General features: G+C 55.6%; 20 protein-coding genes. 8 read left to right on the forward strand and 12 right to left on the reverse strand.

All coding sequences use genetic code 11. The annotated features are described in order from the left end of the window. Positions 1 to 22: 22 nt before the first annotated feature. From WN53_RS13430 to WN53_RS13470, 9 genes are all read right to left on the reverse strand, one after another. Positions 23 to 2,581 (reverse strand): fimbria/pilus outer membrane usher protein, encoded by a 2,559-nt coding sequence (locus tag WN53_RS13430; protein WP_046808079.1) that lies wholly within the window; start codon positions 2,579 to 2,581, stop codon positions 23 to 25. 49 nt (positions 2,582 to 2,630) lie between these two features. Continuing rightward, on the reverse strand, positions 2,631 to 3,419 hold the full coding sequence (locus tag WN53_RS13435) for a fimbrial biogenesis chaperone (RefSeq protein WP_051346245.1): 789 nt from the start codon (positions 3,417 to 3,419) through the stop codon (positions 2,631 to 2,633). 18 nt (positions 3,420 to 3,437) lie between these two features. After that, positions 3,438 to 4,016: a fimbrial protein gene (locus tag WN53_RS13440; RefSeq protein ID WP_024483622.1), complete on the reverse strand. Its 579-nt coding sequence runs from the start codon at positions 4,014 to 4,016 to the stop codon at positions 3,438 to 3,440. 125 nt (positions 4,017 to 4,141) lie between these two features. Continuing rightward, positions 4,142 to 4,597, reverse strand: coding sequence for a winged helix-turn-helix domain-containing protein (locus WN53_RS13445; RefSeq protein ID WP_052754317.1), 456 nt, complete (start codon positions 4,595 to 4,597; stop codon positions 4,142 to 4,144). Positions 4,598 to 5,171: 574 nt separating this feature from the next. Continuing rightward, positions 5,172 to 7,367, reverse strand: coding sequence for a TonB-dependent siderophore receptor (locus tag WN53_RS13450; protein WP_024483624.1), 2,196 nt, complete (start codon positions 7,365 to 7,367; stop codon positions 5,172 to 5,174). A gap of 22 nt (positions 7,368 to 7,389) precedes the next feature. Then, positions 7,390 to 8,715, reverse strand: a complete 1,326-nt coding sequence (locus WN53_RS13455; RefSeq protein ID WP_024483625.1) for a lysine N(6)-hydroxylase/L-ornithine N(5)-oxygenase family protein — start codon at positions 8,713 to 8,715, stop codon at positions 7,390 to 7,392. Further along, complete coding sequence (gene iucC, locus WN53_RS13460) at positions 8,712 to 10,460, reverse strand: IucA/IucC family protein (RefSeq protein ID WP_024483626.1); 1,749 nt, start codon at positions 10,458 to 10,460, stop codon at positions 8,712 to 8,714. The genes WN53_RS13455 and iucC overlap by 4 nt, the downstream gene beginning before the upstream one ends. Beyond that, the gene (locus WN53_RS13465) at positions 10,457 to 11,407 is read right to left on the reverse strand and encodes a GNAT family N-acetyltransferase (protein WP_024483627.1); all 951 of its coding nucleotides are present in this window, start codon (positions 11,405 to 11,407) and stop codon (positions 10,457 to 10,459) included. The genes iucC and WN53_RS13465 overlap by 4 nt, the downstream gene beginning before the upstream one ends. Beyond that, a complete protein-coding gene (locus WN53_RS13470; RefSeq protein WP_024483628.1) occupies positions 11,404 to 13,134 on the reverse strand; it encodes an IucA/IucC family protein in 1,731 nt (576 codons plus the stop codon). Before WN53_RS13470 ends, WN53_RS13465 begins: the two co-directional genes overlap by 4 nt. Positions 13,135 to 13,267: 133 nt before the next feature. Between WN53_RS13470 and WN53_RS13475 the strand changes: the two genes are divergently transcribed. After that, positions 13,268 to 14,494 (forward strand): MFS transporter, encoded by a 1,227-nt coding sequence (locus WN53_RS13475; RefSeq protein ID WP_024483629.1) that lies wholly within the window; start codon positions 13,268 to 13,270, stop codon positions 14,492 to 14,494. A 1-nt stretch (position 14,495) separates the two neighbouring features. Then, positions 14,496 to 15,374, forward strand: a complete 879-nt coding sequence (locus WN53_RS13480; RefSeq protein WP_024483630.1) for a siderophore-interacting protein — start codon at positions 14,496 to 14,498, stop codon at positions 15,372 to 15,374. 199 nt (positions 15,375 to 15,573) lie between these two features. Here WN53_RS13480 and WN53_RS28165 read toward each other — a convergent pair whose 3' ends face one another. Beyond that, positions 15,574 to 15,747, reverse strand: coding sequence for a transcriptional regulator (locus tag WN53_RS28165; RefSeq protein WP_174469078.1), 174 nt, complete (start codon positions 15,745 to 15,747; stop codon positions 15,574 to 15,576). A 165-nt stretch (positions 15,748 to 15,912) separates the two neighbouring features. Here WN53_RS28165 and WN53_RS13490 point away from each other — a divergent pair, with 165 nt between their 5' ends. The 3 genes from WN53_RS13490 to hpxK all read left to right on the forward strand — a co-directional run bounded on the left by WN53_RS13490 (position 15,913) and on the right by hpxK (position 19,476). Next, positions 15,913 to 16,752, forward strand: coding sequence for a MurR/RpiR family transcriptional regulator (locus WN53_RS13490; RefSeq protein WP_024483631.1), 840 nt, complete (start codon positions 15,913 to 15,915; stop codon positions 16,750 to 16,752). A gap of 220 nt (positions 16,753 to 16,972) precedes the next feature. Beyond that, a complete protein-coding gene (locus WN53_RS13495; protein WP_024483632.1) occupies positions 16,973 to 18,214 on the forward strand; it encodes a pyridoxal-phosphate-dependent aminotransferase family protein in 1,242 nt (413 codons plus the stop codon). Further along, positions 18,214 to 19,476, forward strand: a complete 1,263-nt coding sequence (hpxK, locus tag WN53_RS13500; RefSeq protein WP_024483633.1) for an allantoate amidohydrolase — start codon at positions 18,214 to 18,216, stop codon at positions 19,474 to 19,476. Before WN53_RS13495 ends, hpxK begins: the two co-directional genes overlap by 1 nt. Positions 19,477 to 19,505: 29 nt before the next feature. Here hpxK and WN53_RS13505 read toward each other — a convergent pair whose 3' ends face one another. Together WN53_RS13505 and WN53_RS13510 are read right to left on the reverse strand one after the other, a co-directional pair. Further along, positions 19,506 to 20,279, reverse strand: coding sequence for an amidohydrolase (locus WN53_RS13505; protein WP_024483634.1), 774 nt, complete (start codon positions 20,277 to 20,279; stop codon positions 19,506 to 19,508). After that, a complete protein-coding gene (locus WN53_RS13510) occupies positions 20,267 to 21,424 on the reverse strand; it encodes a pyridoxal phosphate-dependent aminotransferase (protein ID WP_024483635.1) in 1,158 nt (385 codons plus the stop codon). The genes WN53_RS13505 and WN53_RS13510 overlap by 13 nt, the downstream gene beginning before the upstream one ends. A 106-nt stretch (positions 21,425 to 21,530) precedes the next feature. Here WN53_RS13510 and WN53_RS13515 point away from each other — a divergent pair, with 106 nt between their 5' ends. Genes WN53_RS13515 through WN53_RS13525 form a run of 3 tightly spaced genes read left to right on the forward strand, consistent with a single transcriptional unit; the run spans position 21,531 to position 23,370 of the window. Continuing rightward, the gene (locus tag WN53_RS13515) at positions 21,531 to 22,145 is read left to right on the forward strand and encodes a methylthioribulose 1-phosphate dehydratase (protein ID WP_024483636.1); all 615 of its coding nucleotides are present in this window, start codon (positions 21,531 to 21,533) and stop codon (positions 22,143 to 22,145) included. Next, positions 22,142 to 22,828: an acireductone synthase gene (gene mtnC / locus WN53_RS13520; protein WP_024483637.1), complete on the forward strand. Its 687-nt coding sequence runs from the start codon at positions 22,142 to 22,144 to the stop codon at positions 22,826 to 22,828. Before WN53_RS13515 ends, mtnC begins: the two co-directional genes overlap by 4 nt. Next, positions 22,828 to 23,370 (forward strand): 1,2-dihydroxy-3-keto-5-methylthiopentene dioxygenase, encoded by a 543-nt coding sequence (locus tag WN53_RS13525; protein ID WP_021805602.1) that lies wholly within the window; start codon positions 22,828 to 22,830, stop codon positions 23,368 to 23,370. Before mtnC ends, WN53_RS13525 begins: the two co-directional genes overlap by 1 nt. Positions 23,371 to 23,373: the final 3 nt, after the last annotated feature.

Below are 23,373 nucleotides of genomic sequence, written 5' to 3' on the forward strand. Positions count from 1 at the left end.
CTCATTGAGTGTGGGCACTTCGTCATTGGCAGACTCCTTGAATCAACTGTCTGCTGTCTACAGAGGTGCCTGGCTGCAGCGAATAATGGATGCTGCAATGCTCTGCCTGGCTATCCCCCCATCTCACCTGCAACATGCCTTTCAGGTCGAGATCGCGCGCCACCACCAGGCTGGCCTGGCCGACAACCCCCACGGCGTTGTTCTGTGCATCATAGACGTTGGCAGCGAAGGGCAGTGGGCTACCGTCCGGTCGCTTGGCTCTGATGTAGGTCACCTTGCCGCGTTTGGTTTCATAATCAAGCAGGACCAATGCACCGGCGCGGGGGGCGGTGGTATTGCGGGTAGACAGCAACTCCACGTCCTGTGAACTGCCCTTGGGATCGATATCGACTTGATTGAGATAGTAGGGCCGCAGGTAAGGGACGATGGCATAGCCAAAACGGTCGATCTGAACGCCGGGAGCGCCGGTGACGAGAGCGCCTTCAGCACCAGGTGCCCGTACCAGACCGCCTGTTTCGCCAAGTGATTGCCCTAAAGTGATACCGCCACGGTGGGCTACCAGAGCACCATCCATGCTTGCTGAAACCTGCCGGTTTCCCTGCCCATAGCTATAGTTTGCGCCCATATGGGCAAGGGATGAGCGGTAGCCAACGCCACCGTTGAAAAAGTTGCTATTGCCTTCAGTATTACGGCTGGTGCTGACGACATAGTTAAACTGATTCTGTTCACCCGCATTGCCCGACAGGCCAATCAGGCCAGTGCTCCCCTTGTCGTCGGTAGTGCCGGTAGCATTGAGCGTTGGCGCATGGAGGTTCGAGCCTAGCGGTAACGAGAGCGTCAACGCGTATTGGGTTTCCCGCTGATCCGCCGTTGTCTCTTCTGTATTTCCTGTGAGTTGCCCGCTTAGCGTTCGGTTGACCGAAAGGGTATAGCTGAGATTGCGCCAGAAGTTGCTATAGCCTAGCTGCAGGCTCTGTTGCGAACTGCTCTGGTTCCAGTAAGAGGTATGATTACCGGTGGCATACAGGCTTCCCCAGCCTTCTCCCAGTTGCTGGTTGACCGAAAGCGTAAACAGGCTGCGTTGACGGCCATAGGCATCGATATTTCCATTACGCAGTGCCAGATCGCGCAGCTGCACAGCGTCATTTAAGCTCAGGAAACCGTCGGTAGAGTAACGATAAGCGGCTACTGAGAAGCTGGTTTGTGTTTCTGGATACATCTGGCTGAAGCCGATACGATAGCTTTGCCCTGAACGCGGGTGCTGGCCGGGCAACCGGGTTTTCGCTTGCGTGACATCCAATGAAAGTGCGCCGATAAACGTGTTCATAGCGCCACCCAATAAGGCCGAAAGGTACCCTTTGCTGGCGGTGGCGCCGGTGTAGCCGGTAATGAAATTACTCAGGCCCAACTGGTAGGTCAGGCTGCCAAATTCAGGCTTGTTTGCCAACCCATCACTATTCACTTTACCCGCAGCCACTTCGTAGCGGCTAATCCCTGGCCGCAACATTTGAGTCACTGAAGCATAAGGAACCGTGAAGGTTCTGACTTGGCCATTGGCCTCTTCTACTTGTACGGTCAATTCCCCTCCATAGCTGGTGGGGTAGAGATCGTTAATCTCGAAAGGCCCCGGAGATACCGTCGTGGTATAGAGCGTGTAACCATTTTGAGTAATGATCACTCTGGCGTTGGTATTGGCTATGCCACGAACTACGGGGGCGTAGCCACGTAGAGCGTCAGGTAGCATGCGGTCATCAGAATAAAGTCTGGCCCCTCGGAAACGTATGCCGTCAAACAGTTCGCCACTGGTAAAGGCGTCACCCAGGATCAATTGAGATTGCAGCGCGGTAACATCGCGGCTGATATAGGAAGATGTGCTTTTGTAATCCCCGCCACTCTCTCCCGAGGACCAATTGATGCTGCCGTTATTTCGCACGCGCCAAGGGCCGAAATTCAGACCGTTACGCAGCCCGAGATAGCCGTAGGTGTTGCTGTTTTCCCGCTGTCTTGACTGATAAACGTTAGCGTTGTAGTTCACTATCAAGGCGGTTAAGCCATCCTCCCACAGCTCGGGATTGACATAGCCACGCGGTGTCCTGTTGAGCAGCAACTGCGGTATCGTCAACGTCAGCTTTTGCTCGCCGACATCAAAACTGACGGTCGCCCCGGGCAGGAGTTCACTGAGTGAACCGCAATAGCCCTCTTGCACTAATGGCGCCAATTGCACGGCAGGGATCTGAGCCAACAGTTTCTCTGCGCTCAAATTGAGCAACGAGAAGAAACTGCCCGGATAGCAGGAAAGGGTTTGCAGGTTATTGCCCGGCTGGGCCTTAAACTGGATTTTTTCATTGCCGATCCGCTGGCCGTTAAGCTCGATCGCCACGGTGTAGATACCAGGAACAACGACGTTACTGCGGCTGAATTGGGCCGGATCGAATGTTCCGACCTTACCGCCAGGGAAAAAACTGGGGTCGAATGTCACTTCTTCCGGCGTGTCTGCCGCATAGCTGGAAGTGGCTGAAACCATGGCACATGAAAGAAACCACTTCAGCACGGTTTTTATTGTCGGTTTACACCTAGTCATAGCGTCCTTGATGACTCAGATAAGCCAATACTTCTGAAAAAGGGTTATGTCAGCGGCCTAACGGGTATATTTTTTCAATAAAAGCCCCATAGTCATTAATCGCCTTGGTGATTACGCTATTTGGTGGCACCGCAATGACCTTGTTATCGCGTTTTAGTTGAAAGGTTTGCTCAGAGAAAGGGGCGATCATGCCGCCATCTGTGCCGGCTACCGAGGCGATGCCATAACCAGATAACTGCACGGAGGCATAGCTGATATGGTATGGCGTGGGGTTTTTAGCGAGCAGTTTTTCCCCTTGCCGTTGCCAGCTCACCTTATCCAGGGTTTCCAGTGACAGCCCTGGCAACGTGGAAGGGCGATAAAATACCTTCAGGCGGTTGCGATAGGCGATGGAGAGGTAATTCTGATCCCCTTTCGACTGGGGAGGGACTTCAAGCACGTTGATCCAATATAGCGTCTCGCGGTCGGTGGCGTGGCTTACCAACGGCGTTGAGGTAATACGCAAGGTTTGCGCCTTGGCGGGTTCAACTCGTGAAACCGGTGGCATGATCATAAAAGGAACATCGCTGTCTTCAGGAGCTGAATTCGCATCGCCGGCATCTATCCAAGATTGAACCAATAGCGGGAAACGGCTTTTATTTTCCAGTTTCAACGTGACTTCTTTGGCATCACTTGGGTAGATCACGCGCGTACCCGATATGACGATACCGGCATGTAAAGAGGTGGAAAAAAATCCGCTCAACAGCAGCGATAGCAGTAGCCAATATTTTTTAATCAAGCGCATAGCAATCTCGTCAGTAAAGACGTGGCAAATATGGCCCTGTGGTAACAGGGCCATAACCTATTCAATCAGGTTTTATTGATAAACGATGCTGTATTTAACCGTAGAGGCAACTTGGCCCGGGCCCGCTGCGCCACCTACAGCAACATACTGGCCAATGTAGGTATATTCGGCAGTTTGATTGGCGATGGTTTTCGGCGCATGGTTGTTATTGCCGGATACCAGGTTGATCGGGCTGTTGGTTTCGCCATTCAGGATTTGTACCTGAACATTTGTCGCTGGATTGGTGGCTGAAGTATTTTTCAACCAACCGGTCGCATTATCGATAGCCGGGCTAGTTGGTTCAAAATACACTGAAGCAATCTTACCGTTGGTGCAGTTTAAATCAGTAGGGCCACCCAGTTTGATGGTAAATGGTGCAGGCTTGGCCGTGGCACCGGCAAAGCTTAACTCACTGGCGCTGACCGTCTCTAAAGGCACGTTCAGATCAACAGCACCATTTGGCGTCTGATCGTTGATCAGGCAAGTTGCGTCAGTGACTTCGCCGGTGAAATTGATATTACCACCCGCTACGGTGATAGCGGCGGAAGCCGGAAGCGCAGCGAAGCCGCCGATAGCCAGTGAGAGAGCCATTACTAATGTGGTTTTTTTCATTGCATATGATCCTTGTTAATTATCCTTAAAATACTCTGAGCGTTACATGGAGTAACATCAGAGCCGTCATTTCACTATGGCAGTGAAAATACTGTTCCCTTTTATGGCGGTGATAAACAATTAAATCATATTTTTTTTATATATAGTGGAGTCACATAGGCTCCACGTAAGGTATATCCTTTTCCTCTCGAGCTTTTAATAAAGTCATCGGCGATACCAATTTTACTTAGCCTTGCTTTAAGTTCGGAAATAACTTGGGTCAATCTTGTGGTTGAGGAGGATAGGTTATGATTCTCCCAAACCTGTACCAGTAACTCCTGGTTGGAAACATAGCCACAGCTGGCGTGTGCCAATAGATAAGTCAACAACCGCAACATCGTTTCACGCAGTCTTAGATAGTTGGTAAATCGTTCCTCACCCTGATGGGGGTACTCTATCGTATTATAGAGTTTGATTACCGAACCCGATTTGATATCTACCTGATACTCATCATTGATAATATAGCCAAAAAGCAATAATCCACTCTCACTCGTCTTGGTGATGGGGGCTGCTACATATTTAATTTGAATCGTATCATCCATTATCAACTCCGCCGCATCCGCTGCTAAAACTGTCTGGCTCTGACTTCATCAATTGGAACTGTCATTCCCACACATCGGCTTTATATATTATTGCCTGAAGAGTTAATGTCAATTCATAAAGATAAAAAAATAAGCGAAATAAAAAGAGTTTAAATCTTGTTATTGGCTTTATTTTGATATTTTCGTTTGTTTTTGTAGATTATTTTGATTGATTTTGATATTTAATATCATTACTGTAGGGAATTTAATGCATAAGCATATTATGCTGTTTTGGCAGCGTTATCGCCTTTGATTTTTGTTTTTTCTTTTAAAAATAGCGTGAGTGAAGTTAAGGTCGAAATAGTCTGCGATTTGACGTCTTTTGTATTCGGAGGAATCTTAATGACTTTTTATCTTATATTTTATTTTTGCCATTCGCAAGTAGGATAAATCGCAATAATAACAGGTGTGTATAGATATTAAACATATCTATGTTTTTTTATTTATGATTTTGGTGTTGGTGGGACTCGCATCCCTTGTGCGGATGAAAAGCAGGCCGAATAGAGGAATTCGGCCTGGTGATATCGGAGCGGTCTTAGAACAGCACTGAGTAGTTCAAACCAAAGGTACGGCCACGGCCTTTATAGCTGTACAACTCCGGCGCGCCGTAGGTTGGGCTATACAGGATTGGCGCCCGTTGGCCCCACACTGTGGTGTAGTCTTTGTCCAACAGGTTCTCTACGCTGAAACTGACCTTGCCCACCGGCAGGGCATAGCTGCTGAGGACGTCAATGGTGTTATAGCCGTCGAGCTTGCGGCCCTGGCTGTCCGAAACGTCGAAGGTTTGCTGCGACTGCACACGCACCGTCCAGTCACCCGGTGCCCAGTTAACGTAGGCGGTGGCTTTCGACGGGCTGGCGGTGTCGACGGTCAACTTTTCCCATTTGCCATCGGTCTTGGTTTCCGACTTGATCAGGTTGAAGGTGGCACCGGTGCTCCATTCGCTGTCGTCGAAGAAGTAGTCCACCGCGCCTTCCATCCCGTAAATCCGACGCTTATCAGTGTTCATGCTGATGGTCATATCGGTCTTGTTGATGGTGATGGTCTTGTCTGACAGGGAATAGTAGGCCGCAAGCTGGGTACGCAGGTTGTCGCCATTGTAGCGCCAGCCCAGCTCGTAGGAGTCAACTTTGATGCCGTCCAGCTTGGAGTCATTGACGTTGACGCTTTTTTGCAGCTGATAGTGGCCGTTCACCAGCTTATAGGTGCCGGAGCCGTAATATTTGGCCAGATCCGGGATCTCAAACCCTTGTGAGAAGTTGAACCAGGTCTGTTGGCGTTCTGTCAGATGGGCCAGCAAACCGGCGTTGAACAGCGCGTTGTTGTAGTCGGTTTTACCACCCGGCACGGCATCGGCTGAGGTCGCCAGACCGTTGGCGATCCCTTGTTGCTGTGCGTAGCCAACGAAATCATCCACCTTGTTCTCGGTGTACTGGTAGCGCACGCCGCCGCTCAGGGTAAACATCGGATCGATGTCGTAGCTGGCTTGCATGAACGGTGCCAGGTTGGTGGTGGTATAGCTCGGATAGCGGCCGACGTTGTAGGCATTTTGCAGCGTCATCCCGCCAGACTGCTGGGCCAGTGCCAGATTGAAGAACTGCTGGTTGGCATTGAAGCTTTCATGATCGGCATCGAAGCCGTAGGTCAGCGTCAGGCTGTCGATCGGTTTGCTGTTCAGGGTCAGCTTACCGCCGTAGAAATCGGTTTTCTGTTGTGAGGCGCCGATGCTGGTTACCTTGCCGCCGCTCAGGGTTGGGAACGGATAGAAGGTCAGCGATTCATCACGATAATAAACCTGTGCCACCAGATCCTGGCCCCAGAAATCGGTGTTGGAGTATTGCAGGTTGATCAGATGGCGTTCGGTGCCTGGAATGCGATCCGAATCCAGATTACCGCTGTTGTAGGCCTGCCCGTTACCGGTCACCGCCGAGAAGTTTTGCCCCAGATACAGGCCGTGCTTACCGTCTGACTCGCTGTTGAAATATTGCGTGGTCAGTTGCAGCTGCTGGTGATCGTCGATATTGATGGTGCCGGTGCCCATCAGGTCGATACGATCGGAATATTGCAGGCCGGTTTGGGTGTTGTCGATCAGCACCTCGTCGCCTTTGCCGTCATACCAGCCGCCGTAACGCTGATAGGAAACCGACAGGCGCCCAGAGGCTTTATCGGTGCCGCCGCTGACTGCTGCCGACACGTTTTCGTCGTGATCGCTGCTGCTGTTAAAGCCGGTTTTACCACCAAGCTGCAGCTCAACCTGTTTTTCTTCCTGGCCCTTCTTGGTCACGATGTTGACCAGGCCACCGGTGCTGCCGCCGCCGTACAGCGAGGTAGCCCCGGAAATCACTTCAATATGGGCGATGTTGAACGGATCGATCGAATCGAGCTGGCGACTGTCGCTGCGCGATGAGTTCAGGCGCACGCCGTCAATCATCACCATCATTGAGCGGCCGCGCAGGTTCATGCCGTAGTTGGTACGGCCCTGGCTGCTGACGTCCATGCCCGGGATCAGCTGCGACAGCACATCCTTGATCTCTTTACCGCCCTGCACCTGCTGCTCAATTTCCTGGCCTTCGATCACCCAGGTGGTCTGGGCCATTTCCGCTACGCTGCGGTGAGAGCGGCTGGCGGAAACCACCAGTTGGTCATCATTTTTTTGTTCTTCTGCCCAGGCCGTTGGTGCGAGCATTGCCAACAGGCAAGGGTTTAGTACCCAGAGGTGTCTGCGTTTCATTATTGTTCAAACGTTTCCATGGTTAGTTAAAGTTAAAGATGGCGTCGTGTGCAGCTTGGGCGGTTACCGCTGCCTGCTGGCTACGCCATTGGATCACCGCCGGGGTGGACGTTAAGTCGAACTGGTCGCGTCCTAATGCCCGGTTGAGAATACGGGCCGAACGCCAAGCCATCAGGCTGAGCTGGGGTTCGGCAATGCCATGACTGTGCATGCCGGCATTGACGGCAAACAGACAGTTTTCGCTCGGACCCTGCCATTCCAGGGTGAAGTCTGGAGTGATGCGATACTCATCGTTCGCCGTGGTCAGCAGGCGATTGGCCAACGGTGCGAGAAACGCCGGGCGGTCTTGCTGATAGCCGGTGGCGAAGATCACCACGTCGCAGTCGAAGGTTTCCTTGCCCTGATCGAGGTGGTGATGGGTGACCAACTGATAGCCATTGCCGGATGCGTGCATCGCGGCCAATGAGCGGCTAGGCAGCAGGTGGGCCCAAGGCTTTTCGCGTAATACTTCAAAGCGGTGATACATCGCCTGGTAAATCGCCAGCAGCGATCCACTGGTGATGCCGTCCGACGTCATTTTCTGCTCGGTCAGCATGCGCTGTTTGGCGCTGTCGCTCAGGGTGTAGAAGCTTTCTACGTATTCCGGCGTGAAGTACTCATTGGCGAAGGCGGCTTCGTCCAGCGCGTTGTAATTGTTGCGGCGCGAGATCCAGTTCAACTGCTTGGGCTGGCCCCACTCGGCGCGGAAAATATTCAAAAACAGATCGGCACCGCTTTGGCCGCCGCCGATTACGGTGACGCGCTTGCCGGTAAGGTCCGGGTTACGCAGGCTCATTTCGCTGGCATGGAAGCAGCGATCGTTCTGTTCGCTGACGCAGTCCGGCAGCTTGGGGCGTTTGCCTATCCCTAAGCAGATATGGCGCGCACGGTAGACATCACGCTGGGTGGTGACAACAAATTGGCGTTGCTGGTCGTCAAAATCCACGCTGCGGATGTCTTGGCTGAACTCGAGCGTCTCCAGCCCGTTAGCCGCCCAGTCGAGATAGTCGGCGAACTCTTCGCGGGAGACCGTGCGCTGCTCGGTGGTCAGGAAGCGGTAGAACTTCTTCCTTTTCACCAGGTAGTTGAGAAAGCTGTACGGGTTGGTCGGTGAAACCGCGCTGACCAGATCCTTGAGGAAACTGGTCTGCATATGGCAGTCCGGCACCATCATGCCCGGGTGCCAGGAGAAGTGCGGTTTGCGTTCGAAAAACTTGCTGTTAAAGCCGGTAACCTCACTGCCAAGTGCGGCAATGCTCAGATTGAATGGGCCGACGCCGATGCCGATGAAATCCAGAGGCTGATTCATTGGGCAAACTCCTTGGAGACCAAATAAAGAGGGTTATCCAGATCTTGCAGGTAGTTCGGCAACATACGGCTGCCGCCATCCTGCTCTGAATAGGTGAGTTTCACCGGGTTGAGTACCACGCGAATAATCTGTGGCTTGAAAAGGTCGAACAGGGCAAAGCGGTCGGCCAACTGCGGATGCTGCGCCATATAGCGCTCCAGCACCTGTGCCAGCACTTGATAGAAACGCGGTTCGCTTATGCCGCAGGCGCTCATCAGCGGCGAAATGAAACGCAGCACGGTGACGAAATGCCCGGTTTGCAGGTCATGGATCAGATAGTCGGCAGGCAGGCGCACCGTTACGTCTTTTACCACCTGCGGCAGTGACGCGGCCTGTGGGAAGTCCTGATCCACCAGGCGCATATCGCCCTGGAAATCTTTTAGCAGCACCCGTTGCGGCACATGGTCTTTCATCACCAGCGTGATGTTCTGGCCATGGGCGATCAGTGCCACCCCGTAGCAGCACATCAGGTGGTACATCGGCAGCACCACCGCTTGGAACATTTGGGTCAGCCACGCCTCTGCGCTCAGGCCGGAACGGGCAATATAGGCGGCGATCAGCGGCTCACCCTGATTGTCGGTTTCCATCAGCGTCGCCATCAGGATCGCCTGCTCGTCGGGTTGCAGATAACAGGACGGGTTTTCACGCCAGATCACCCCGAGCATTTCCTGATAACGGTAGGGAGCCTTGGGCAGCGCGCCGTAGGTTGGGTGGGCCAGATAGCCCGCCGCCGGTTCACCCAGGATCTGGGCGCCGCTGGCCTGCAAAGTGCTGTCGCTGGCGAAAATCTGCTGTAACCAGCGTGAAGCAGCGGGCCCGGCGCTGATGTACTTGCCCGGAATGCCGCGATAGCAGGAGGTGTTGTAAATGGTCAGCGGCAACTTGATATCGAAGGGCACCCGGCGGCTGGTATTGGTCAAAGTGCGCAGGGACTGCTGAGCCAGATAGCGATCGCCAAACTCGCCCAGCTCAACCAGTTCACCGCTGGCCAGTTGTGGCAGGAAATGCAGCGCAATTTTTTGCTGCCATTGCCATGGGTGCAACGGCACCGGCAGCCAGTCGTTGTCCAACTTCAGGTCGTGCCAACGGCGGTCAAAGCGTTGGCGTTCCCCGCTGTCCATCGCGCTGTTGAGCAAGTTTTCTAGCGGGAAGTCTTCGTCAATGCACCAGACAAAGCTGCTGCGTTTGGCGGCCACCCAGTGTAGTTGGAACTGACCCTGATATTCTGGCGCATACTGTTGCAGCGCCGTCAGCCCCCAGCCACGGCGCCCTTTATTGAAGACGAACTTCGGGTGGCCTGCCAGCAGGCATTGCAGCGCGTCGGCATCCATCGCAATCAGATCGTTGGCGCTCATCCCGTGGCGAGCGGTGAGTAACTGCATGTCACCGCGTAGGGTGGCGTACAGATCTTCCAAATGTTCGGCGATCTGTGCGTCGTCCATCTTCAGCACCTGCGCCAGCTGCCGCAGCGTTTGATCGGCGGCCAGCGGCAGGCGATCGCAGCTCAGGCTGTTGGCGTCGATGTGCAACCAACCCCAGATCCCGCGTTTGGCGTTAAAGCTGTAAGTCGCGTCACCCAGGGCTATTTGCCATTGGCCGCCGTGTTCCTCGGCCTGCAAGGTGCGCTCGTACTCCAGTTCCGCCAGGATTTTGGCGGTCATCTGCAGGTTAACGCGTTGCCAATCAGCGTAATCGTGGCGGCTCATACCTGTCCCTCGCGGAAGAAGTCATCACGCTGGTTCATGATCAGCCGTGAGCGTTTATGGGGGAAATCAAACTCTTTCAGCGTTTGGTAGCCAGCGGTGGGGAGATGGCGGAACAGCCGCTGATTATCTGCACGCGGCTCGGCCACGACGCGAGTGGTGCGGGGTTCATCCAGGTATAAATAGTGGGTCAGGCCACGTAGCCAACTGCGGATGTACTGCGCACCACGCCAGTCCTCTTCGCCGACCAGCATGTGCAGGCCACGATCGAACGGCTGCCAGCGATAGTGGCGGCCAATGCGATCTTCGGGTGCCCAGTAAACTTCGAAATAGCCAAACGGCTGGTCGTCAAAGCAGCCCAGCAGTGGGTAGCAATAGCTGGAATCAAGCTGGCGCTGTAAATAGGCGGCTTGCACTTCGAGCGGCCCGCTCATTTCCCAGAAGGCGTCAACGCGGGGGGAATTCATCCAACGGGTGAACTGCTCGGCGTCGCGCTCGACTTCAGGTAAACGGAAACTCAAGCTACGTTTGATTTGCGGATCGTAGCGGCGATACACCTCACCGCTGGGCCGGGCAGGGCGCTGCGGGAACCACAGCTCGCGCTCGGCATCGTATTGCATTTGGCCGCCAGCGGTATGGCGTTCGGCAATCAGCCACAGCGGCAGTTGGTAGAAGGTTTCACGGGCCAGATAATCACCGCTGGCTTGGGCGAACAGTGCCAGAGCCTGTGGCTCCTCACGCCATTCGGCATAGGGCAGGGCAATGCCGCTCAGCTGTGGAGCTGCGATCAGCAACTGATCCAACGCCTGGATCAACCAGCCTGCTGGCAGTGAGCCTGGATAATGCAACGCGGCACTGCCGTCCAATCCCAGGCTAAGGGACAGGTTTTTCCCCAGCAGTTCGCAACGGAATCCGCTGGTGGCGTGAACAATCTTGGCAACGGGCATCATTGAGCGGCCTCCACGCGCAGCGGATTGGTGAAATCAAAGTAGATCACCGCCGGATCGACAATGGTGTTCTCATTGTGATCGTGCAGATAGCAGAAGAAGTTGCCCTTGCAGTTCCAATATTGGCTGTCGAGCACATAGTCCAGGCAACGGGTATTTTTCGCGGTGTTACGCAGCGTGGTTAATGCATCCCGTACTCGTCTCATCAGGCTCTCTTCACTGTCGAACCCTGCTGCCGCCATTGCGGCGGTCACGGCCAACGTAGAATTCACCAGCAAGTAGTAGGGGAAGTAGCGCAACAGCTGCTGCTCGCTAAAGCGATTCTCCGCTTCGGCTTCGCCGATTTCATCCAACCAAGGCGTGGCATCGCGGGTAAAGCCGCTGCCCTGGCAATCGCGGTACAGCATGCCCACCGGCAAGTCCTGCTGCATTTCCACCAGAATGTTTTGTTGATGGGCCAGCAACACCAGGCCGTAGTCGGCTTCGGCGCTGAACAGGGGTAATAGCACCTGCTGGCAGTAAGCGTCCAGCCAGCAATGGGCTGCTTGTTGCAACGGCAAGTTCAGGCGGGCAGCCAGGCGACGCACTGCCGCGGCTAACAGGCTATCACCACCGTCTGGCGCGGCCTGTGTCAGGGTAACCAACACGTTGGTTTGGTTCTGCGCCTGACCGAACAGCAGGTTATCGCGCAGCGCCATCAGGCTTTCTTCCTGGATTGTGCCGTCTGCGGAACGTAACCCGGCCCAACCATCTTCCTGCATCACGCGCATCGTTGGGTAACGAGCTTGCAGTTCCTGCCAGCGGGAGGTCTGTGCCAGTCGAGCCAGACGCATACCGCGCTTCACTTCTTTGACCGACAGGGTACGCACCGAGTTGGTTAGCCGTACGCTGAGGGAGAACTTGATCATGTCGCGGCTGCCCGCGTGATACAGCGAACGTGAAGAGCTGGTTGGCAGCCAACGTTCACCGGCCTCACCCAGATCGCACAGCTTGTGCTGCTCGACCAATTCGCGGCACCAGCTTTGTGCCAGCAGATAATCGGCCTGCCATGGATGCATCGGCAGCAGCCAGACGTCATCGGTAAAATGGCCTAGCAGCTGCGGCGCGCTTTCTGCGGTAAAGCGTTGCAGGCGCTGCTGTAACGTCAGGTCCAGGCTGTCGCCACACAGGTTGCGCTTATCTACTGCAAACCAGCGCAGGGGGAAGCTGCCAGCAAAATCTGGCAGGTAGCGCTGTGCCTGCTGCTGATCGAAGGGCTCATGGGATTTCGGAGCCGGGTGGAAGGCATGGCCAGCTAATAACCCTTGTTCCGCCTGGGCAAAATTCAGCGGCTGGTCAAGTAGCTTTGGCCAGTCCAGCCGGATGGCGATCGCCTGTTGGGTATTGTCATGACTTTCCAGCACTCGCTGGCGAAAGCGTGCCAAAACCTCCTCACTCAGTTGGCCTTTTATCGCCGGTTTGGCCAGCAACAACGTAACCAACCGCTCAAAACTCAGCGCTTCACCGTTGCCATTCAGGCAGGCGGGGAACTGATATTGATGATGTTGGGTTGGCGAGATATGCCGTAATGGAATGCGAATGAACTGGCTATCCGAAAGTGGGAGATGTAGCTGAGGTTGTTGGCTATGGGTTGCCGGCACGATGTGCCAGTCCCGGGTTTCACGCATTAGCGCGTTGAGGAAACATTGCGCAGCCACATCGGTTGCTGCGCTTGCTAACTGGATGGTCATGACCCTTGTCACTCTGGAGCGATTGAGAATGATTCTTATATCAATAGTTCTTATTATTATCAATCACTGCATGATACAATTTTTTGATTAATTACACACAAAAACATCATTTTTTTAACGGTTATTTTACTTAATGCGCTTATTTTCCGGTTCAAAAATCGTTGCAATTGGTAATAATTCTCCTTCAAACTGGCCGCTGGCGTTTTGTGCCGGGCTATTGGGCATTGGGCAAAATGGTTTGCTGGTCGCATTACCCGTGTTGGTCAGCCTGACCCAGCTCTCGCTGTCGGTGTGGGCAGGGTTGCTAACGCTGGGATCGATGCTGTTTCTGGTCGGCTCTCCCTGGTGGGGGCGGCAGGCAGAAATTCGAGGCTGTAAATACGTGGTGGTTATGGCCCTGGCGGGTTACCTGCTCAGCTTTGCGTTATTGGCCTTGGCCGTGTGGGGGCTGGCTGCTGGCTGGCTGCCTGAAATGGCTGGGTTGGGTGGCTTGATCGTGGCGCGCATTATCTACGGCTTGACAGTATCGGGCATGGTGCCAGCCAGCCAGACTTGGGCGCTGCAACGCGCTGGGTATGAACAACGTATGGCGGCGTTGGCCACTATCAGTTCCGGCCTCAGTTGTGGCCGGTTGCTTGGTCCGCTGTGTGCGGCCCTGGCGCTGTCTCTGCACCCGATGGCTCCGCTGTGGTTGATGGCGATTGCGCCGCTGATCGCGTTACTGGTGATCTGTCGCCAGCATAACGACCCGCCACTGCCTGCGGTGGCGCATCAGCAAAACCGCCTGCGGCTGACGATGATGCCCTATTTATTGTGTGCGTTGCTGCTGGCGGGCTGTGTCAGCCTGATGCAGTTGGGCTTGGCTCCACATTTGCAGCAACTGTTTAGCCATTCGGCGACGACCGTTAGCCACCATGTGGCGGTATTGCTCAGCGTGGCAGCGGGTTGCACGCTGTTGGCACAGTTTTTGGTGGTGCGACCGCAGCGTCTTACTCCGCCGCAGCTACTGATGGTTGCCGCTTGGTTGATGATCGCTGGCTTGGGGTTGATGTGTACCGCTCCGCTGGCGCTGTTTTATCTCGGCTGTGCGCTGGCTTCGTTTGGAGCCGCGATGGCGACGCCGGGCTATCAACTGATGCTGAACGATAGGTTATCTACCGGCAAAGGGGCGGGAGCTATCGCCACCAGCCATACGCTGGGCTACGGCGCGAGCGCGCTGATGGTTCCGGTGGTGAGTAAATTTTACGGTGAGTCGCAGTTGGTTGCGGCGGCACTGGTAGCCGCCGTCCTGTTGGGCGGCATTAGCAGCTGGCTCTGGTGCCAGCATCGAATGGCAGACATTGCGCGGGAGAGTCAGTGATATGTCCGCAAGCTATCGCATCTTTGATCTTACCTTGAAGCACAAGGAAAATGTTTCCCCCTCGCTGCTGCGCTGCGTGTTTACCGGCCCAGAGGTACAGCGCATGAAGCTGGAAGCCCCGGATCAACGGATCAAGCTGTTGTTCCCGGTAGCGGAAGGGCAGAGCCCGGAGTTGGCGAATAGCGACGATTGGTACCGTAACTACATGGCGATACCGAAAGAGCAACGGCCCGTGATGCGTACCTACACGTTGCGGGCACTGCGCGCTGCTGAGAATGAAATGGATGTGGAGTTTGTGCTCCATGGCATTAATGGCCCGGCTTCTGCCTGGGCAACGCATGCTGTTGCGGGAGATAAACTCCAGGCTGTAGCGCCGAATGCCGATTTTGCAGAGGACAGCGGCGGCTATGAGTGGGCCCCTCCGGCGCAAACCCGGCAGGCATTGCTGATCGCCGATGAAACGGCACTGCCAGCGGCGATGGGTATCCTCGAGCAGTTGGCGCAGCAGGTTAACCCGCCGAGTGTGCAGGCTTTCTTCGAAGTGCCGGTAGCGGGGGACTGCCTCGATATGGCGCACTTTCCGTTTGCCGAGGTTTACTGGTTGCCACGTGACGTTGGGCATCAGCAACTGCATGGCACGCTGCTGGTGGAGGCGGTGCGTCAGCGAGTTAACATCCCTGCCTCGGCACAGGCTGAAGCGCAGTCTCTGGCTGAAAATAGTCTCGGCGGGGATTTGCTGTGGGAGCGTGCTGAAGGGGCTAAGACCTTTTACGCCTGGGTGGCGGCGGAGTCTTCGGTGGTTAAAACGTTGCGCCGTTACCTGATTGGCGAACGCGATCTGGACCGTTCCACGGTGAACTTTATGGCGTACTGGTGTTAAGTTTCTGAGCTTACTAAATTGCTGTGTCTAATAGCGCTACAGGTGGAAGTCATGCAGATCACCGACACGCCGTGAACCCGTCCCTGGGGGCTCGAATCGCGCATCCATGCGCTCAACGGTCGGTTAACCTGCATGACTCCCACCTGCTTCAGGCTTAATGTGTCGCGGTTTAAACACCGTTATCTTATAGCCTATGCCATCAAAGCGGGATCTCTGTGTCCTCACCATTCTCCAATTTAGCCAGCCAGTAATCAGCTTCTTCAATTGTCAGAAAGTTACCTTCGGTTTGGTCGGTTTCCCATGCTTGTAACAGATCCAAATGCAAGCGTTGTCTGGGGTCATCATCAACTTTGATCGGGGTTATCATCGCCATAAGTCGTCCTAAGTCGTGAGAGGCAAATTCATTCCCTACAATAAATCGCTCAAACACTTGTTGTCTAGTTTTTGAGCATGCATGGTCGTTCAAATTTCAACGCTGGCAGCCGCTTTGGCTGCTGTGTTATGTTCCGCTGAAACAAAAGTTACAGCGGGAGTAGCGATGAAACAGATTGATGAGCGCCTGCGCAGCGAATACCCGCAATTGGCTCCTCAAGAGCAGCGGGTGGCCGACTTTATCTTCGATCACTTTGACGACCTGATTAGCTATAACAGCACCGAGTTGGCGCGTCTGAGTGGGGTGTCCAAGGCCACGGTCAGCCGTTTGTTCAAACGCCTGGGCTATGCCAGCTATCGCGCAATGCGTGACGAGTTGCGCACCCTACGCCAAAGCGGTATGCCACTGACCGACAGCCGTGACGCGGTACAGGGCAATACCTTGCTGGCTCGCCATTACCAGCAGGAAATGGCCAATCTGACGCACTGGGTGCAGCAGATTGATGCGGCACAGTTTGGCGCGGTGATCGCGGCCATGGGGCAATCCCGGCGGCTGCTGCTGTTGGGGATGCGCAACAGTTATCCCGTCGCGATGCATTTGCGCCAGCAACTGATGCAGGTACGTGAGCAGGTTTTGTTAATACCGCAGCCGGGCCAAACCTTGGCCGAAGATCTGGTGGATCTGGGGCCACAGGACATGGTGGTGGTAGTGGCATTTCGCCGCCGTCCACGTCTGGTGCGAGAGATATTGCAACAGTTGCAGAGCAAGCAGGTGCCAACGTTATTGATCTGCGAACCGCAGGCCCAGGCGCTGATCCCGTTGGCTAGCTGGCATTTGATGACGCCGCTCGATAGCGTCTCGGCGTTTGACAGCTACTCCAGCGCCATGAGCCTGGCGAGCCTGCTGAGCAATGCGTTGCTGCATGACAGGTTGTCGCAAGGGCGGCAGCGTATTCATCAGGTCGCCAATCTGTTCAGCGATCTGGAGGAGTTGGAGCAGCGCTGAAGCATGGGTTATCTGAGCGGGCGCAGTATACGGCGCCCCTACATGATTCTTTAGCAGCTGCATGCTGCGCCCGTTGTGATCCATTAGTTGCAGATTAATAATTTTAGAATCTTTTGTTTCATCCTTTCTCGCTTGGCGATAATCTAGCAATAACAAAAAACCGGCCGGTCGCTGACGTAGCAATCTCCAGGCTAAGTTATTAAGTTGACAAGGAATGAACATGCTAGCTATCAACCAATTCGATCAAATCAATCCTCCGCACCGCCTACTGATGGGCCCTGGGCCGATCAATGCCGATCCGCGCGTGCTGCGTGCCATGTCCAGCCAGTTGATTGGCCAATACGATCCGGCCATGACCGGCTATATGAATCAGGTGATGGAGCTGTATCGCGCCCTGTTCCGCACGCAGAACCGCTGGACAATGCTGATAGACGGGACTTCTCGTGCTGGTATCGAGGCAATGCTGGTCTCTGCCATTCGGCCTGGCGATAAAGTGCTGGTGCCGGTATTTGGCCGTTTTGGCCATCTGTTGTGTGAAATCGCCCGCCGCTGCCGTGCCGAAGTGCACACCATCGAAGCACCTTGGGGGGAGGTATTCAGTGCCGATCGGATCGAGGATGCGATCAAGAAAGTACGGCCACGCCTATTGCTGACGGTGCAAGGAGATACCTCCACCACCATGCTGCAACCGCTGGCGGAATTAGGGGACATCTGCCGCCGTCACGGTGTCCTGTTCTATACCGATGCTACCGCCTCGTTCGCGGGTAACGAGTTGGAAACCGATGCCTGGGGTTTGGATGCGGTATCCGCAGGGCTGCAAAAATGCCTCGGTGGTCCTTCCGGCAGTTCTCCAATCACCCTTAGCCCGCAGTTTGAAGAGATCGTACGCCGCCGTAAGTGCGTTGAAGAGGGGATCCGTACCGTCGATCACGCAGACGGTGACGACGAGATGATCTACTCCAACTATTTCGATCTCGGCATGATCATGGATTACTGGGGGCCGGAGCGCCTGAACCACCATACGGAAGCCACCAGCATGCTGTTTGCCGCGCGTGAATGCGCCCGGGTGATCCTGGAGGAAGGGCTGGATAAGGCTATTGCCCGCCATAAATTGAACGGCGCGGCGATGTTGGCCGGGATCCAGGGAATGGGGCTGGAGGTCTTTGGTGATATTGCCAACAAGATGAACAACGTGCTTGGCGTGGTGATCCCGCGGGGCATCCATGGCGAGCAGGTACGCCAGATGATGCTCAATGACTTCGCCATCGAAATCGGCACCTCGTTTGGCCCGTTGCAGGGCAAGATCTGGCGCATTGGCACCATGGGGTATAACGCGCGCAAAGACTGCGTGCTGCAAACGTTGGCCGCGCTGGAAGCGGTACTCAACCGTCTCGGTTTTGTTAGCCCGCATGGGGAAGCTATGCAGGCAGCATGGAACGTTTACGACGCCGAGCAGAACTGATGGCAATGCTGCTGACCCCTCTGGAAGCGGAACGAGCCGCGGCCAGAGTGATGGCTCGCTGCGACGAACTGGCGGCAATCAGCAGCACGCCAGGCCAACTGACGCGGGTTTATCTCTCCCCAGAACATTTACGCGCCAACCAGCTGGTAGGGAATTGGATGCGCGAGCTGGGGATGGCGGTCTGGCAAGACGGCGTGGGCAATATCTGCGGGCGTTATGAAGGGCTGCAACCGGCCGCACCGGCGCTACTGCTTGGCTCTCATCTGGATACGGTGCGCAACGCGGGGCGCTACGATGGCATGCTGGGGGTCTTGACCGCGCTCGAGATTGTCGCCTTGTTACATAGCCGCAATCGGCGTTTGCCGCAGGCGATCGAGGTGATCGGTTTTGCCGACGAAGAGGGCACGCGTTTTGGCATTACCTTGCTCGGCAGTAAAGGGATCACCGGGCAGTGGGCAGAGGATTGGCTGGCATGTACCGATGCTGAGGGCATCAGCGTGGCTGAGGCTATGCGTGACGTGGGCCTTGATCCTGCGGAGGTGAGTTCTGCCGAGCGTGCACAAGACTCGATCTGCGCCTATCTTGAACTGCATATTGAACAGGGGCCTTGTCTGGAAGCTGCTGGTCTGGCTCTGGGAGTGGTCACGGCGATTAACGGTGCGCGTCGCCTCAATTGTACTTTTACCGGACATGCTGGTCATGCAGGGACCGTGCCGATGGGGCAGCGCCGGGATGCGCTGGCTGCGGCCGCTGAATGGATGGTCACGGTTGAGCGGCTCACCATGGAATACGATCCTCATGTGGTCGCCACGGTCGGTCAGATCGAAAGCTTACCGGGGGCTGTTAATGTGATCCCTGGGCAGGTCAGGTTATCCCTCGACGTTCGTGGCCCGCAAGATGAATTGCTAGACGCGTTACTGGCCGAATTACTGGCACAGGCGCAGAGCATTGGCGCGCGTCGCGGAGTCGGCTTCGACAGCGAGGAGTTCTACCGCATACCGGCCACCGCTTGTGACTCTCAGTGGCAGCAGCGCTGGCATGACGCGGTAATGCAGGTGCAAGATAATTGCCTAATGCTGGCTAGTGGCGCGGGGCATGATGCCATTGCTATCGCTGCCCGTTGGCCGGTGGGGATGCTGTTTGTCCGTTGCGAGGGCGGTATCAGTCATCATCCCGATGAGGCCGTCACAGCAGGCGACGTAGCGCTAGCGATCCAGGCTTACTGCCGGGTCTTGGATATAACTGACCCCTTGTATATTTAAAGCGCCTTTAAACATACAAGGGTATCGACTCAATCGCGCAGCTGGAAGCCATCTGCATCACGCCAGGCCGGGAACGCGGCGCGGTAGGTTTGTAGCGTTTCCAGCGAAAGCTCGGCATCCAGCCTCGCCGCCTGGCCCGCTTCTGCGCTGGCCAACCGTTCCCCCTGCGGGCTGATAATCAGGCTGTCACCGCTGTAATTCAGGCCGTTGCCGTCCTCGCCCACGCGGTTGCACCCCGCCACGTAAATCTGGTTTTCGATCGCCCGTGCCGCCAGCAGCGTTTGCCAATGCATGCTGCGCGCAGCTGGCCAGTTGGCCACATACAGGGCCAGATCGTAATCCTGCTGATAGCGTGACCACACCGGGAAGCGCAGGTCATAACAGATCTGCGGCAGGATACGCCAGCCGCGCCATTCGAAAATGGTGCGCCGTTTCCCAGCCTGATAGTGCTGGTGTTCACCGGCCATGCGGAACAGATGGCGTTTATCATAGCCATGCACCTTGCCGCCTGGCTCCACCAGCAGGAAACGGTTAACCGCCCCTTCGGCAGTTTTCAACGCTACGCTGCCACCCACCAAGGCGTTGGTTTTCACCGCCCAGGTATGTAACCAGTCAATCACCTGTTGTTCTGGCAACGCGCTTTCCCCGGCATCCATAGCAAAGCCGGTAGTAAACATTTCCGGCAGTACAATCAGATCGCGGCCGGTAATTGAGGGCAACAAGGCATCGAACTGGCGCAGGTTGGCCTCACCTTGGCGCCAGACCAGCGGTTGCTGCAACAGGGTAATTTTTAGAGTCGACATAGGCGCTCCGCAGCGGCATCCAGCGTGGCATCTTGCTTCGCGAAGCACAGCCGGATCAGTTTATGAGGGAAAGGGGCGGCACAGAAAACGGACAGCGGGATCGCCGCCACGCCTGCGTGCTCGGTCAGCCAATGGCAGAAGGCGACGTCATCCAGATCGGAAATGGCGCTGTAATCGGCCAGTAAGAAGTAAGTGCCTTCACAGGGCAGAATTTCCAGCCTGCTGTTAGCTAGCGCCTGCACAAATCGATCGCGTTTGGCTCGGTAGAACGCGGGTAGCTGCTGCCAGTGTTCTGGCTCATTGCGCAGCATATCGGCCAAGGCTAACTGGGCAGGGGTGTTGACCGAGAACGTCAGATACTGGTGAACCTTGCGCACCTCGGCGCTTAACGCTGCCGGGGCCACGCAATAACCCACTTTCCAGCCGGTCATATGGAAGGTTTTGCCAAACGAGGAAACGGCTATCGCCCGCTGACGCAGTTGCGGATGGGCCAACACGCTGGCGTGCCCCCCTTTGGCAAAGCAGATATGCTCGTAAACCTCATCGCTCAGGATATAGATTTCCCGATCGGCGATGGCGGCCCATAGCTGCTGCATATCCTCTGCCGACCAGGCCGTGGCGGAGGGGTTCTGCGGAGTGTTGAGGATGACCAGCCGCGTGCGCGGTGAAAGCTGTTCGGCAAACCGTTGCCAATCCACTTTGAAGGCGGGTGGTTGCAGGGCAATGCGTTTCAGAACGCCGCCGGAAAGCTGTACCGCCGGGGCATAGCTGTCGTAGCTTGGGTCGAAGCAAATCACTTCATCGCCGGAGCGAACCAGGGCGCTGATTGCAGCGAACAACGCTTCGGTGGCACCCGCAGTGACGGTCACTTCACTATTGGCATCGGGCTGCCAGCCGTAGAGCTGAGCAGTTTTTTCCGCAATAGCCTCACGCAATGGCGCTGCGCCCGTCATCGGTGCGTATTGGTTTGCCCCCTGGCTGACGTGCCAGCTCAGGCGCTGTTTTAAATACTCCGGGCCATCAAAATCCGGGAAGCCCTGCGACAGGTTGATCGCCTGATGCTGCTGCGCCAGAGCGCTCATCTGGGTAAAAATGGTGGTGCCGAGGTCGGGTAACTTGCTGGCTGGGACAGGTGCGGTACTCATATCCGGCTATTTCTCCTGGCGCGTATGTTGCGAATAATATAGCACGATGTTAATGTTTAGCAATCAAGACGTTTAGACGTCCGTAGCCATCAGGAAACAAGACGGAATGACAGTAAACCCGCAATTATCTGCCCTATTGGCCGCCTGCCACTGGATCGGTGAGAAAGGCTGGTGCCCGGCAACCGGCGGCAATATGTCGCTGCGCCTTGATACCCAACATTGCCTGGTGACCGAGTCCGGCAAAGACAAGGGCAGCCTGAGCGAACAGGATTTATTGCTGGTGGAAACGGCAAACAATCATGTTCCCAGCGGCCGTACGCCTTCGGCGGAAACCGGCCTGCACACGTTGATCTACCGCCTCTATCCCACCGTCGGTGCCATCCTGCATACCCATTCGGTCAACGCCACCGTGCTTTCCCGCGTGGAGAAAAGTGAAGCGCTGGTGCTGCAAGGGTATGAAATGCAGAAATCCCTCAGCGGGCAGAAGAGCCATCTCGACAGCGTCAGCATCCCTATCTTTGATAACGACCAGGATATTCCGGCGCTGGCTGCGCGTGTTGCCGCATATGCCGAGGTAACGCCCTTGCAGTACGGTTTTCTGGTGCGCGGCCACGGCTTGTATTGCTGGGGCAAACAGGTGGAGGAAGCGCGCCGCCATCTTGAAGGGCTGGAATTCCTGTTCCAGTGCGAACTGCAACGCCGTTTACTGGAGGCCAAATGATCCGCGCCATCGTCACCGATATTGAAGGCACCACCAGCGATATCCGTTTTGTGCATCAGGTGCTGTTCCCCTATGCCCGTGAGCGGCTGGGGGAGTTTATCCGCAGCCATGCCAACGACGCCGAAGTTGCGGCTCCGCTGGCGGCATTGCGTGCAGAGATCGCGCAGCCGGACGCCGATAATGAGCTGCTTATTACCACCCTTTATCGCTTTATGGATGAAGATCGCAAATCGACCGCGTTGAAGGCTTTGCAGGGCATTATCTGGCGCAGCGGCTATCAAAACGGCGATTTTCAGGGGCATCTCTACCCCGAGGTGGCCGAACAGCTGGCCGCTTGGCAGCAGCAAGGATTGAAACTGTTCGTCTATTCCTCCGGCTCGGTTGAAGCGCAAAAGCTGCTGTTTGGTTACAGCGTTGCGGGAGATCTGCAACCGCTGTTCAGTGGTTACTTTGATACGCACGTAGGGGCCAAGCGTGAAAGCCAGTCGTATCAGAATATCGCTAAGGCTATTGGCCTGGAGCCAACTGAACTGTTGTTCCTGTCCGATATCCATCAGGAACTGGACGCGGCGCGGCTGGCGGGTTGGCACACTTGCCAACTGATCCGTGACGCTGCCGATCCACAAAGCCAGCACCGGCAGGTTAACCGTTTTGATTACATCGAATTAGGGGAGTTTGTCTAATGAGTGGATTGACCATTTTTAGCGATAAAGAGCCGCAGCAGCCGTTATGGCAGAGCCAGGATGCGCAGGCTATCCAGCAGCAGTTGGCGCAGATTGGCGTACGTTTTGAGCGTTGGCAGGCCGATCGCGAGTTGGGCGAGAGCCCACAGCCAGAAGCGGTGATTGCCGCCTATCAGCATGAGATCGACCGGCTGGTGGCGGAAAAGGGCTACCAAAGCTGGGATGTGATCAGCATGCGTCCGGACAACGCCCAGCGTGAAGTGCTGCGGGAGAAATTCCTGGCCGAGCATACTCATGGCGAGGATGAGGTGCGCTTCTTTGTCGAAGGGGCGGGGCTGTTTTGCCTGCATCTGGAAGGCAAAATCTTCCAAATCCTGTGCGAGAAAAACGACCTGATCTCGGTGCCAGCCAATACTCGCCACTGGTTTGATATGGGCTCGGCCCCCAACTTCACCGCCATCCGCGTATTTGATAATCCGGAAGGTTGGGTGGCCCATTTCACCGGCGACCAGATTGCCGAGGCATATCCAAAGCTAGATTGAAGG

Source organism: Serratia fonticola, from assembly GCF_001006005.1.
GTDB classification, from domain to species: Bacteria; Pseudomonadota; Gammaproteobacteria; order Enterobacterales; family Enterobacteriaceae; genus Chania; species Chania fonticola.